The organism is Cedecea sp. VD22, from assembly GCF_037150195.1.
Lineage (GTDB): Bacteria > Pseudomonadota > Gammaproteobacteria > Enterobacterales > Enterobacteriaceae > Cedecea.
Genome location: NZ_JBBCPX010000001.1, coordinates 1,044,963 through 1,058,890 on the forward strand (window position 1 = coordinate 1,044,963; position 13,928 = coordinate 1,058,890).

The following is a 13,928-nucleotide window of genomic DNA, read 5'->3' on the forward strand; positions in this document are numbered from 1 at the left end:
GGACAGGGGTTTTTTTATTGGGGTGGGGCCGGTCAGTTAATGCCAAAATAACTATTCGTCAGCAGCAGCTCCAGCGGCTGCGGCTGGGCGATGGTTTCCCCATAGATTAAATCAATGCCAATCCCCGACAGCGTATCCATTACCAGAGGCATATCCGCCGGACCGGCGATAGTTTGCAGCGCCATGCGTTGGGCGTGACCATGCACAATCGTCACCATCATTTCGTCCATCAGATTACAGTGCACGTTGAGGATCAGGTCCGGGTCTAACATCACGTAGTCGAACAGATGATGGCTCAGGGTATTAAACAGTTCCAGATCGCGCCCAACGTGGCTCAGCACCATGCGGCAACCGGCTTTGCGCAGCCGTTTCAGGTTGGCATAAGCGCGCTGTGGTTCGGCGAGCAAGTCGCTGCTTTGAATCGTCAGGTGCAGCAGACGGGCCGGCATTGTGCGGGAGGAAAGCTGTTCCAGCAGCTCATTGACGAAGGTGTCGCTGACCAGGCCCGCACCGGAAACGGGCAGCGCGACGCCAAAACCTTTCCTAGCGACCTGAGCGGCATACTTGTCAAAAAATTCGCTAAATACGCGGCGATCCAGCGCATGGTGAAGTGCCGGGTCGGCGAGGCCTGAGCGGAATGCGGGTTCATTGATAACGTCCCCTTCGTTGCCCCAGAAGCGCAGGGTCAGGAGATAGAAACAGGTCGATTCCGGGATGCGCGGCGGCGCAATCGCCATCGCTATCATCAGCATGGGATTGTCTTTGATCACCTGCCACTGCTCGTCGAGGGGCATGGTGTCTCGTCCTTGCTCCATGTAGTGGCGATGCGGTTCATAAACCGTGACCTGGCCGCGGCCGTTGTTCTTCGAGGCGTAGCAGGCGATATCGGCCTGGGAGAGCACTTCAGACGCGATAGCATTATCGCCGTCAATGTGCGTGATCCCGGCGCTGGCGCCGATGCGGTGCAGACGGCCATCCCACATAAAGTGGTAGTCGTTGATACTGCGAATGATGCGCTCAGAAATATAACGTGCGTTTTCAGTGGAACAATCTGGCAGCAGCAAACCAAATTCGTCGCCGCCGAGGCGAGCAAGGAAATCCCCCGTGCGCAGCATACTCAGCATCATCGCTGCCAGCTCCCGCAGCAAAGCATCACCTGCGGCATGGCCCGCGGAGTCGTTTACGGCTTTAAAACGGTCGAGGTCAATGAACACCAGGGCATGGCGCTGGCGGTGTTCAACCGCACCCTGCAGTAAGCGCTTCAGGTGATTCTCAAAGCTTACCCGGTTGGCCAGGTGCGTCAGGCTATCGTGCGAGGCGCTGTAGCTCAGCTGTTTGAGCATTTTCCGGGACTCAGTCACATCCTGGATAACCAGCACGGAGCCAATGCTTTGGCCGTCCAGCGTAGTCAGCGGCGTAATGGTGTAGTGGATGTCGTAGCTACCGCCGTTGCGGCAATGCAGCACGACATCCTGCTCTATAGCGCTCCGGGAAAAATCGCCGCTGTGTATGTTTTCCATCACCGGGCCATTATCACCGAAGGTGATGCGCAGAATCGCCAGAATGTGCTGGCCGATGGCCGCCTCCTGCGCCCAGCCGCTGAGCTTCTCGGCAATCGGGTTCATAAAGGAGACATTCATGTCGACGTCGGTGCAAATTACCGCTTCGCCGATCGAGTCCAGCGTGATGTGCAGCCGCTCTTTTTCCTGGTACAGCGCTTCGTTGAGCTGCTTAACTTCGGTCATGTCCATATTGATGCCCAGCAGCCGTTCCACGTCGCCGTTCTTATTCAGCACGCGGTTAGCCAGGGAGCGGATATGGCGGATACCGTCTTTGACATGGATACGAAATTCAAGCTTAAACGGTAGGCGGTTTTTTAACGACTCGCGAATAACGGTTTCCGAGTGGGCGAGATCTTCTTTCACCAGCCTGTTCAGCCAGAGCTGGTAGGTGGGTTTGGTATGCGGCGGCACGTCGTAAAGCTCAAACATCCGCTTATCCCAGCTGATGACATCGTTGGTCAGATCCCACTCCCAGATGCCGATGCCGCCGGCTTCATTGGCAAGCGTAATCCGCTCCATCAGCCGCTTGTTGATCCACTCGGTATGCTTCAGGTCGTTGATGTCTTCAATCTGGGCGATGTAGTAGAGCGGCGTGCCGTCGGTATGACGCACAACGGACGCCGTGAGCATGGCCCACACGACATTGCCCGCGCTGGTGTAATAGCGCTTTTCCATTGAATAGCTATTGATGTGCCCGGCCTCGAGCTTGCTCAGGTGCTGAAGATCGAGATTCAAATCTTCGGGCCAGGTAATTTGCTGGAAGGTGAGATCGCTCAGCTCTTCGCTGGAATAGCCGAGGAACTTACATAATGACTTATTGACCTGCAGCCATTTGCCCTCGGTAGAGACCAGCGCCATGCCAATAGCCGAGTATTCCATGGCGTTACGAAAGCGCGTTTCGCTTTCGGTGATGTGTTTACGCTCTGTGCGGGAGGAGTACATCACCATTGTGATGACGTTTGCCGGCAGCAGAATCAGCAGAAACGGCAGCCACGGCGCATATTCCAGCACGCGCGGGTGGGGCGTTAACATCGGGAGCTTGCCGATGGCTATCATCGCCGAGACCATCATCAGCGTGGCAAGGAAAATAATAAAGGCTTCCAGACGCGGCAGCCGAATGGCGCTCCACATCAGAATGACGATGATAAAAGTGAACGGCCAGGGCAGATAAATTAATGAAAAATAGCTGAGTGCCAGCGTGACGGCGAAGGTTGCCACGGTTTCGAACAGCAGGGCCGCTTTGCGGTGACGAAGCAAATAATAAGGTTTAAACAGCAGCCCTGCCGGCATCAGCGCCAGCGCCCCTATGGATTCAGACAGCACCCATATAAAGAAGGTTTTCAGCGACGAGGAGTCAACCGGTATCGGCAATAGCGTCACCAGCAGGCCGCCGACCAGCGGAGGGATTACCGCACTGCACACGGCAAGTCGTGACCAGTTATTGAGGTTTTGTAAGGGGTTTTTCCGCGGCAAAAAGCGGCGTAACAAAAGCGCGCCCAGCAGCGCCTCAAACAGGTTTATTGCGGTTAACGAGATATTCAGACCGCTAAATGAAAAAACGGCGGCGCTGGCTGCCATGCTGCCCAGTGCACAGACGGCGGCAATGAACGGCCATTGACGGAGAGGAGAACGGAAAAATGCCGCCATCATCACCGAGGTGGTAAACCAGATAGGCACCAGATCGGTGCCTTTTAACGTCAGCTCAAGGGAATAGAGGGTGAAAACAAAGCTGAGTAACCCCAAGCCAGCCAGCAGTATCAGTGAATGGACGGCGGCTTCTGTTTGTCTGTTTTTTCTAATCATTACCGCAAATCCGCTTGGACACTGCCGCCAGGAGTCATGCCCGGATGCATATAAATAAAGAATCGGTTTATGCTAGTACAAACAATTTACAATTCCTATGCTCGGTTGTCAGAATTTACCTACAGAGTGTCAGAAATTGCGTAGTCAAATCACGTAATTAAATAATTCCACTTTACCCGTTGCCTGGCGATGGTGCGCTGTCATGCCTTTGTCACTTTGTTGGCCCTTTGCCGCGTAATTTCACGATTGCAGGGGGTAAGAGACTGGTATCAAAAGGCGGTTGTCCCTATAATTGCGGCGTTTGACGCCTCCGCGTCGTCCTTCCAACACTTTTCGTATTCAGGCCGTAAATAATATGACCGATCAGTCTCATCAATGCGTCATCATCGGGATAGCCGGCGCATCGGCTTCAGGGAAAAGCCTCATTGCCAGCACGTTGTATCGTGAACTGCGCGAGCAAGTCGGCGATGAACACATTGGTGTCATTCCAGAAGACAGTTACTACAAAGATCAAAGCCATCTGTCGATGGAAGAGCGTGTTAAAACCAACTACGATCACCCCAGCGCAATGGACCACAACCTGCTTTTCCAGCATTTGCAGACGCTGAAGTCCGGCAAAGCTATCGAACTGCCGGTTTATAGCTACGTGGAGCACACCCGCACCGACCAGACCGTGCATTTGGTCCCGAAGAAGGTGATCATTCTGGAAGGCATCCTGCTGCTGACCGATGCGCGCCTGCGCCAGGAAATGAACTTCTCTATTTTTGTTGATACACCGCTGGATATCTGCCTGATGCGCCGTATGAAGCGCGACGTTAACGAGCGCGGCCGTTCAATGGACTCCGTGATGGCGCAGTATCAAAAAACGGTACGCCCAATGTTCCTGCAATTTATTGAGCCTTCCAAACAATACGCCGATATTATCGTGCCGCGCGGGGGCAAGAACCGCATCGCAATCGATATTCTGAAAGCCAAAATCAGTCAGTTCTTTGAATAAAGACCTTTGCGGGCGCGCGTAAGCCGCTCGCTTTTACGTTGAATCCCTCATCCATTGCCAATTGGCTATCGTCGACGCTCTGTGGCAGTGTGTGTAAACTGAGATTGATAAGGAGAATCTGCGATGCGCCTTTGCGATCGTGATATCGAAGCCTGGCTGGATGATGGCCGTTTAGCGATTACCCCCCGTCCTCCGGTTGAACGCATTAACGGTGCCACCGTGGATGTGCGCCTCGGCAATAAATTCCGCACGTTTAGCGGGCATACCGCACCTTTTATCGATCTCAGCGGCCCTAAAGATGAAGTCACCGAAGCGTTAGAGCGCGTGATGAGTGATGAGATTGTGCTGGAAGAAGGTGAAGCTTTCTTTCTACATCCCGGTGAACTGGCGCTGGCTGTAACGCTGGAATCTGTCACGCTGCCGGACGACCTTGTGGGCTGGCTGGATGGGCGTTCCTCGTTAGCGCGCCTGGGCCTGATGGTACACGTTACCGCCCACCGCATCGATCCGGGCTGGCATGGCTGTATCGTGCTTGAATTCTACAATTCAGGGAAGCTGCCGCTGGCGCTGCGTCCGGGCATGATGATTGGCGCGCTGAGCTTTGAACCCCTCTCCGGGCCAGCCGCTCGCCCTTATAATCGCCGCCAGGATGCCAAGTACCGCGACCAGCAGGGTGCGGTAGCAAGTCGTATCGATAAAGACTGAATTGCAGTGAGTTGTTCGCCCTCTGGCGAATGATATGGAGAATGTTATGAGACGACTATTAACCACGTTGATGATTCTGCTGGTTGTGCTGATAGCCGGCCTGACCTCACTCGTGTTGTTGGTTAACCCTAACGACTTCCGTGGTTATATGGTTCGTCAGGTTGAGGCCCGCAGCGGCTATCACCTTGAGCTGGAAGGGCCGCTGCGCTGGCATGTCTGGCCGGAGCTGAGTATTTTGTCTGGCCGCATGTCGCTGACTGCGCCGGGTGCCAGTTTGCCAATGGTTAGCGCGGAAAATATGCGTCTGGATGTAGCGCTGATTCCGCTGCTTTCTCACCAGCTTCAGGTTCGCCAGGTCATGCTGAAAAGCGCGGTGATTCAGATGACGCCGCAGGCTGAAGCGAAGCTTTCGGCTAACGCGCCGGTAGGGCCAAAAGACACCATTAGTGAACCGGATACCGGGCGTGGCTGGTCCTTTGATGTTGCGAAGCTTAAGGTCGTCGACAGCGTGCTGGTCTTCCAGCATATCAATGACGAGCAGGTCACCGTCCGCAATATTAACCTGCAAATGACGCAGGATGATAAGCGCCAGGCGCATATTGAACTCAGCAGCCAAATCAACCGTGACCAGCGGGATTTAACGCTTTCGGTCACCGCAGATGTCGATCTCCATGACTATCCGCAGCAAATCAACGCCACGTTAAGCCAAATTGACTACCAGCTGCAGGGCGCCGACCTTCCGGCTGGCGGCATCGGCGGCTCGGGTTCGCTTCAACTGGGCTGGAAAAACACGGGCAGCCAGCTTTCGCTGTCAAATATGCAGCTCACGGCCAACGACAGTGATTTACAGGGCAATGTCAGCGTGGCGATGCAGGATAAACCGCAGTGGACGGTGGATCTGCAATCTCGCCTGCTCAATCTCGACAAACTGGTGGCCAATGCGCCCGTTGCGGATACCTTGATTAACCAACAGGCCCAGCAGGCTCAGCAACCGTCCCGCCCGGGCCCGGTGATTGCCGAACAACAGGGTGAAACCAACTACCACAGCCTGCGTAATTTTAATGCCGTACTGAATATCAAGGCTGGTGAAGTGCGCTGGCGCGGCCTGGCGTTCAGCGATGTGCAGACCGCGCTGGTGAATCAGGAGGGTAAACTCAGTATTAACCAGCTCAACGGCAAGCTGGGGCAGGGCACGCTCTCGCTGCCGGGCTTCCTGGATGCCAGCGGCAAGACGCCTGAGCTTGCCTTCAAGCCGCAGGTGAAAAATATTGAGGTCGGCAAAATTCTGACCGCGTTTGATTACCCGATTGCGTTAACCGGGCAGTTTTCTATGACGGGTGATTTCAGCGGTGAACGCCTTGATGCGGAGGATTTCCGCAGTAACTGGCAGGGAGACGCCCAGCTTGAGCTGGCCCATTCCCGCCTCGAGGGGATGAACTTCCAGCAGCTGATTCAGCAGGCGGTCAGTCGGAACAATGAGGGCGTGGATGCGCAGCAGAATGTTCAGAACGTCACCGAGCTTGATCACTTCTCCACGTCTGCGTCGCTGGATAACGGGCTTCTGACGATGACGAAGATGGTCGGTGAGTCCAGCGTATTGTCCCTGACCGGCGAAGGCACGATGGATCTGGTGAAAGAGGTCTGCGACACCAACTTTGCAATTAAAGTCGGCGGCGGCTGGCAGGGCAGCGACAGTAAACTGATTGAAGTGCTAAAAAACACGGCCGTTCCGCTCCGGGTTTATGGCCCGTGGCAGCAGCTGAATTACACGCTGCAGGTTGACCAGGTGCTGCGTAAGCAGCTGCAGGATGAAGCTAAGCGTCGGCTCAATGACTGGCTGGATAAGCATAAAGAGAGCGACAAGGCGAAAGACGCGCAGCAGTTACTGAATAAGCTTTAACGACAAAAAAACCGGCTCTCGCCGGTTTTTTTATACCTCATAATCCAGCAGATTATCGTCTTGTTCGAGCGGGATGATTTGCACTTTGTTGACCCTGTGATTCACCACCTCCAGCGTTTTGAGCAAATAATTCCCCACCTCAACGCTCTCGCCTTCGGCTGGAATATGCTGCAAATGCTCCATCAGCAACCCGGCAATGGTGTGGTATTCCCGTTTCTCATCCAGGGGAAGGGCGATGTACTGCACCAGGTCGTCCAGCGGCATGTGGCCGTTAGCCGTCCAGCTGCCGTCCTGATTTTTCTGGATATCGTGGCGGGCATCTATCTCTTCCACTTCGTTCGGCAGATTACCGGCGATGGTTTCCATCACGTCGCTCAGGGTGACAATGCCTTCCACCGAGCCAAACTCATCGACGACAAAAGCAAAATGGGTGCGCGCGTTACGGAACTGTTCTAACGCCTGCAGCAGCGGTAATGCCTCCGGGAAAACCAGCGGCTGACGAATCAACGGCGTAATATTCAGCGCTTCGCCGTGCAGCGACTGCTGCAATAAATCGATAACGTGCACCACGCCGAGGATGTCATCGTCATTGTCCGTGACCACGATGCGCGTGTGCTGGTTTTTATTCAGAAGTTCGCGAACCTCGGCTTCCGGGGCGGTAATGTCCAGATGCTCGACGTCGTGGCGGGAGGTCATGATACTGCTGACGCTGCGCTGGTTCAGGTGCAGCACGCGCTCGATCATCCGCGTTTCCTGCGGGTTAAAAACATCGCTGTTAATGCCGCTGTCGGCAATAAGTGAGGCGGTCTGGGCATCCAGTTCCGCGTCTTCTTTCTTGCCGTTCAATAGCCGCAGCACGGCTTCGGCGGTGCGCTCCCGCAGCGACTGATTTGCGGAAAGAAAACGTCGGCGGTTAAATATCGCCAGTTGATTGAGTGATTCAATCATCACCGAGAATCCGATGGCGGCATAGAGATAGCCTTTCGGGATTTGATAGCCAAAGCCGTCGGCCACCAGGCTAAAGCCAATCATCAGCAGGAAACTCAGGCACAAAATCACGATGGTCGGGTGGCTGTTCACAAACCGAGTCAGCGACTTGCTGGCCAGCACCATCAGCCCGATGGCGATGATAACCGCGACCATCATGACCGCCAGATGGTCGACCATGCCAACGGCGGTGACCACCGAATCAAGGGAAAACACGGCGTCAAGAATGACGATTTGCGCCACAACGGGCCAGAATTTGGCCCCCCGTTTTTGCGTGTGATGCTCGCTGTCTTTGCCCTCCAGCCGCTCATTCAGCTCCATCGTGGCCTTGAACAGCAGGAACATACCGCCCAACAGCATGATCAGATCCCTGGCGCTAAAGCTAAGGTCGTGAAGGGTGAATAGCGGTCTGGTAAGCGTCACCAGCCATGAAATGGAGGCCAGCAGCAGGAGGCGCATAACCATCGCCAGCAGTAAGCCCGTGACGCGGGCACGATCGCGCAGTTTAGGAGGCAGCTTTTCGGCGAGGATGGCAATAAAAACGAGGTTATCAATGCCCAGAACCAGTTCTAAAACGACCAGGGTAACTAACCCGGCCCAGACTGAGGGGTCGGCAATCCATTCCATACGGGGTTTATAGCCTTTAACTTACGGGCAAATGCCACACGGAAATGATGGATAATTGTCGGACAAAAAGCAATGTTTGTCTGAGAATAATCCGTAATGACTAATAGAATTTTCAGCATTAAATGAATGCCCGGCAAATTATTGCGGATAATATTTAAAGAAGCATTTGAGTTATATATTTTATATATGAATACGCCGCTATGAGATAGTTCTGCATATTTCCCCAGACATTGTCTTATTATTTTTATTGTCAATATAAAGAAAGTCCTAAAATGTTATTATTGCGTGGTTCATATTATTCTTAAAAGTCCGCCTCCAGCCTTTTGTCTCCTTGCCTGCTGAGTTTTAAGCTGCAACAATCTTTGGCGATGATTAGCAATGAATGTGTGATTACTCGTTTAGTAATAGTTTGTCCCAGCATTGTCATAAGACCTGATTCATTTTTTTCAATATCTTTCGGATATTAGAGAATCTCAGGTTATTAGGATTATTTACCTTTTTCAGTGGGTTGGTGACTGTGAGCCAGGGGCGGTAGCATGCCCGGATGCGGCCAGATAACAGCAAGTGATGGCGTCATCAGAATGTCGGGGAATAAGCTTATTTTAGGAATAATGCCAGTTTTCTCATTCTCTGAATATGTTCAATTCTGCACTTCGTTCTCACGGTTAATTGCTTGCCTGTTTTATTCGCTCAGGATAATTACTCTGCCATAGTGATAAATATTCAATGATAAAATACAAACTGAAGTTGATGCCATTATTGGTGTCAGTCACCCTGATGAGCGGCTGCACGATATTTCCCGGCAGCAATATGTCTACGTCGGGAAAAGACGTCATCAAACAACAGGATGCCGATTTCGACCTTGACCGAATGGTCAACGTTTATCCTTTAACGCCGCGACTGGTGGAGCAACTGAGGCCTCGTCCAGTGGTTGCCCAGCCGAATGCCGGGCTGGATAAAGATATCGCCAATTACCAGTACCGCGTCGGGCCGGGGGATGTATTAAACGTCACGGTCTGGGATCATCCGGAACTCACCACGCCTGCGGGGCAATATCGCAGTTCAAGCGACACCGGTAACTGGGTACAGCCCGATGGCACCATGTTCTATCCGTATGTGGGCAAAATCAGCGTGACCGGCAAAACGCTGGCAGAAATTCGCAGCGATATTACCAGCCGTCTTGCGCAGTACATTGCCCAGCCGCAGGTGGACGTTAATATCGCTGCCTTCCGCTCGCAAAAGGCCTATATCTCCGGGCAGGTAAATAAATCCGGCCAGCAGCCCATCACTAACGTACCGCTGACTATCCTCGACGCGATCAATGCCGCAGGCGGTTTAACCGAAGTAGCCGACTGGCGTAACGTCGTTCTGACCCATAACGGGCAGGAAAAACGCATTTCTCTGCAGGCGCTGATGCAAAACGGCGACCTCAGCCAAAACCATTTGCTCTACCCCGGCGACATTCTGTTTGTGCCGCGTAATGACGATCTGAAAGTGTTTGTGATGGGGGAAGTGAAGAAGCAAACCACCCTCAAAATGGACTTCAGCGGCATGACGCTTACCGAGGCGCTTGGCCAGGCCGAAGGTATCGATCTCACCTCGTCCAACGCCAGCGGCATCTTCGTGATCCGTCCGCTCAAAGGCCAGACGCAGCAAAACGGCAAGATTGCCAACATTTATCAGCTCGATATGTCCGATGCGACTTCGCTGGTGATGGGCACCGAGTTCCAGCTCCAGCCGTATGACGTGGTGTATGTCACTACCGCCCCAGTTTCTCGCTGGAATCGCCTGATCAACCAGCTTCTGCCAACCATCAGCGGCGTGCGTTACATGACCGATACCGCCAAAGATATTCACACCTGGTAACGCGCTATGTTCAACAAAATACTTGTGGTTTGCGTGGGGAACATCTGCCGTTCCCCCATGGCTGAACGGCTGCTCAAACGTTACCACCCGGAGCTTAGCGTCAGCTCAGCCGGGCTGGGGGCGCTGGTCGGCAAGGGCGCTGACGCCGGTGCTGTTGAGGTTGCCGGGCGGCACAACCTTTCGCTTGAGGGGCATTTAGCCCGCCAGGTTTCGGGGCGTCTATGCCGGGAGCACGATCTGATTCTGGCGATGGAAAAACGCCACATCACCACGCTGTGCGAAATGGCACCCGAAATGCGCGGCAAAGTGATGCTGTTTGGCCACTGGGATGCCGGCAGAGAAATTCCTGACCCCTATCGTAAAAGCCGTGACGCCTTCGAAGCGGTCTACAGCATGCTCGACCTTTCTGCCCAAAAGTGGGCTAACGCACTCAACGCTCATCAGGGATAACAATGACAGAGAAAGTACGCCGTTCGAGCGCCCCGACCGAGGGCAATGACGAAATTGATATTGGCCGTTTGTTTGGCACCGTGCTGGAGGCTCGCTGGTGGGTGATCGGCATTACGGGGCTGTTTGCCGTGCTGGCCGCGGTTTATGCCCTGTTTGCCACGCCGGTCTACAAGGCCGACGCGCTGGTGCAAATCGAACAAAATGCCGGTAACACGCTGGTGAACGACATCAGCTCCGCGCTCAGCAATAAGCCACCGGCGTCTGCCGCAGAAATTCAGCTGATCCAGTCCCGCATGGTGCTGGGGAAAACCGTTGATGACCTGAATCTGGACATCTCGGTGACTAAGAATACCTTCTGGCTGTTCGGCGCCGGCTGGGACCGCCTGCAGGGGCACCAGAACGACACGGTGAATGTCACCACGTTTACGCTGCCGGCAGCGATGAACAAAGACACCTTTACCGTGGAAGTGCTGAGCGATAAACAGTATCAGCTGACCAGCGACAATGGCTTTAGCGCCAAAGGGGAAGTGGGCAAGCTGCTGAGTAAATCGGGCGTCACGATGCAGGTGGAGGGTATCCAGGCGCAGCCTGGTGACAATTTCACGGTGGTGAAGTATTCCACGCTGGGGATGATCAACCAGCTGCTGGGCAACCTGACGGTGACTGAAAACGGCAAAGATACCGGCGTGCTTAGTTTGTCCTACACCGGGGAGGATAAAGATCAGATCCGCACCATTCTCGACAGTATCACCCGCAACTACCTGGCGCAGAACGTGCAGCGTAAATCTGAAGAGGCCGCCAAAAGCCTGAAGTTCCTGGCCGAGCAGTTGCCTGAAGTGCGTCGCAATCTGGATGCCGCAGAGAACAAACTGAATGCCTATCGTCAGCGCCAGGATTCGGTGGATCTTTCTCTGGAGGCGAAATCGCTGCTGGATTCCGTGGTCAACATCGACGCTCAGCTGAATCAGCTGACCTTCAAAGAAGCTGAAATCTCCAAGCTGTACACCAAAGCCCACCCGTCCTACCGCACGTTGCTGGAGCAGCGCCGAACGCTGGAAGATCAGAAAGCTCGCCTGACCAACAGCATCGCCGCGATGCCCAAAACCCAGCAGGAAATTGTTCGCCTGACCCGCGATGTGGAGTCCGGGCAGCAGGTTTATATGCAGCTGTTGAACAAGCAGCAAGAGCTGAAAATCACCGAAGCCAGTACGGTGGGTGATGTGCGCATCGTCGACCCGGCGATTACGCAGCCTGGCATGGTTAAACCTCAGCGCGTGCTGGTGGTGCTGGGCAGCATCATTCTGGGCCTGATTGTGTCTGTGATCGGGGTGCTGCTGCGCTCGCTGTTTAACGGCGGCATTGAAAGCCCGACCGTGCTGGAAGAGGCGGGGCTCAGCGTGTATGCGAGCATTCCGCTCTCCGAATGGCAGAAAACCCGCGACCAGGCCAACCTGCGCAACGTCAAAGGCACTAAGCGCTTCAAACAGAGCCAGTTGCTGGCAGTGGGTAACCCGACCGACCTGGCCATTGAAGCCATTCGCAGCCTGCGCACCAGCCTGCATTTCGCCATGATGCAGGCCCCCAACAACGTCCTGATGCTCACCGGCGTTAGCCCGTCTATCGGTAAAACCTTTGTGTGCGCCAACCTCGCGGCGGTGATCAGCCAGACCAACAAGCGCGTGCTGCTGATGGACTGCGACATGCGCAAAGGCTATACCCACGAACTGCTGGGGACCACCAACGTCAACGGGCTGTCCGATGTGCTGTCAGGGCAGGGGGATATTACCCGCTGCGCGCAGAAAACCTCCGTGCCGAACTTTGACCTTATCCCACGTGGGCAGGTCCCGGCTAACCCGTCCGAGCTGTTGATGAACGAGCGCTTCTCTCAGTTGGTGAAGTGGGCCAGTGAAAATTATGACCTGGTGCTGATAGATACGCCGCCGATTCTGGCCGTCACCGATGCGGCAATTGTGGGGCGCCATGCGGGCACCACGCTGATGGTGGCTCGCTACGCGGTGAACACGCTGAAAGAAGTGGAAACCAGCCTGAGCCGCTTTGAGCAGAACGGCATTGCCGTGCGCGGCGTGATCCTTAACTCGATTTTCCGCCGGGCCACGGGCTACCAGGATTACGGGTATTACGAATACGAATATAAGTCGGATGCTAAATAAGGTGATAGCCATGAACAGCAGCGCAACTCGCCCGCTTATCTCTATATATATGCCGACGTGGAACCGCCAGCAGTTGGCCATTCGCGCCATCAACTCGGTGCTGCGGCAGGATTATGACCACTGGGAAATGATCATCGTCGATGACTGCTCCGCCAGCTTCCAGCAGCTGGAGCAGTTTGTTGCAGATCTCGGCGATCCTCGGGTGCGTTACATTCACAACGACATGAACAGCGGTGCCTGTGCGGTACGTAACCAGGCCATTGGGCTGGCGCAAGGGCGCTTTATCACCGGCATTGATGATGATGACGAATGGACGCCGAACCGGCTGTCGGTGTTTCTGTCCCACCAGAATCAGTTGGTCACCCACGCGTTTTTATATGCCAACGACTATTTGTGTGAAGGGCAGGTCTACTCGCAGCCGACCAGCCTGCCGCTGTACCCGAAGTCGCCGTATTCCCTGAAGCTGTTCTACAAGCGCAATATCATCGGCAATCAGGTCTTTACCTACGCCGAACGCTTTAAAAGCAGCCTGTTTGATACCGAGCTGAAGGCGGCGCAGGATTACGATATCTTCCTGCGCATGGTGGTGGCGTTCGGCCAGCCGTGGAAGGTGGAAGAGGCGACCCAAATTCTGCACGTTAATCACGGCGAAATGCAGATAACCAAATCCCCCAAGAAATTTGCCGGTTATTTCCACTTTTACCGCAAGCACAAAGCCAAGTTCGACCGGGCCAGCAAGAAATATCAGCTGTATACGCTCTACCAAATCCGCAATAAGCGCATGTCGTGGCGTACCCTGTTAGCTCTGCTGACGGTGCGCAACGGCAAGCGCCTGGCCGATAGTCTGCGGGGGAGGTAAG

9 protein-coding genes are annotated in these 13,928 nt (G+C 54.4%); 7 read left to right on the top strand and 2 right to left on the bottom strand.

What is annotated here, in order from left to right:
* Positions 1-32: 32 nt before the first annotated feature.
* Entirely contained in the window at positions 33-3,365 is a 3,333-nt protein-coding gene (locus WFK85_RS04920) for a diguanylate cyclase (protein ID WP_336707470.1), read from the bottom strand.
* A gap of 355 nt (positions 3,366-3,720) precedes the next feature.
* Between WFK85_RS04920 and udk the strand changes: the two genes are divergently transcribed.
* The 3 genes from udk (at position 3,721) to asmA (ending at position 6,967) form a co-directional block, all read left to right on the top strand.
* Positions 3,721-4,362 (top strand): uridine kinase, encoded by a 642-nt coding sequence (gene udk, locus WFK85_RS04925; protein WP_008455103.1) that lies wholly within the window; start codon positions 3,721-3,723, stop codon positions 4,360-4,362.
* 123 nt (positions 4,363-4,485) lie between these two features.
* On the top strand, positions 4,486-5,067 hold the full coding sequence (gene dcd / locus WFK85_RS04930) for a dCTP deaminase (RefSeq protein WP_008455101.1): 582 nt from the start codon (positions 4,486-4,488) through the stop codon (positions 5,065-5,067).
* A 46-nt stretch (positions 5,068-5,113) separates the two neighbouring features.
* The gene (gene asmA / locus WFK85_RS04935; protein WP_336707473.1) at positions 5,114-6,967 is read left to right on the top strand and encodes an outer membrane assembly protein AsmA; all 1,854 of its coding nucleotides are present in this window, start codon (positions 5,114-5,116) and stop codon (positions 6,965-6,967) included.
* Positions 6,968-6,997: 30 nt separating this feature from the next.
* Here asmA and WFK85_RS04940 read toward each other — a convergent pair whose 3' ends face one another.
* Positions 6,998-8,581, bottom strand: coding sequence for a TerC family protein (locus WFK85_RS04940; RefSeq protein WP_336707475.1), 1,584 nt, complete (start codon positions 8,579-8,581; stop codon positions 6,998-7,000).
* A 726-nt stretch (positions 8,582-9,307) separates the two neighbouring features.
* On the opposite strand from WFK85_RS04940, the gene WFK85_RS04945 reads away from it, so the two are divergent.
* Genes WFK85_RS04945 through wcaA form a run of 4 tightly spaced genes read left to right on the top strand, consistent with a single transcriptional unit; the run spans position 9,308 to position 13,927 of the window.
* The gene (locus WFK85_RS04945) at positions 9,308-10,447 is read left to right on the top strand and encodes a polysaccharide export protein (protein ID WP_166862848.1); all 1,140 of its coding nucleotides are present in this window, start codon (positions 9,308-9,310) and stop codon (positions 10,445-10,447) included.
* A 6-nt stretch (positions 10,448-10,453) separates the two neighbouring features.
* Entirely contained in the window at positions 10,454-10,897 is a 444-nt protein-coding gene (gene wzb / locus WFK85_RS04950; RefSeq protein WP_166991228.1) for a low molecular weight protein-tyrosine-phosphatase Wzb, read from the top strand.
* A 2-nt stretch (positions 10,898-10,899) separates the two neighbouring features.
* Positions 10,900-13,068: a tyrosine-protein kinase Wzc gene (gene wzc / locus WFK85_RS04955; RefSeq protein ID WP_166991231.1), complete on the top strand. Its 2,169-nt coding sequence runs from the start codon at positions 10,900-10,902 to the stop codon at positions 13,066-13,068.
* A gap of 10 nt (positions 13,069-13,078) precedes the next feature.
* Entirely contained in the window at positions 13,079-13,927 is an 849-nt protein-coding gene (gene wcaA / locus WFK85_RS04960; protein ID WP_008455089.1) for a colanic acid biosynthesis glycosyltransferase WcaA, read from the top strand.
* The last annotated feature ends 1 nt before the right edge of the window (position 13,928 follow it).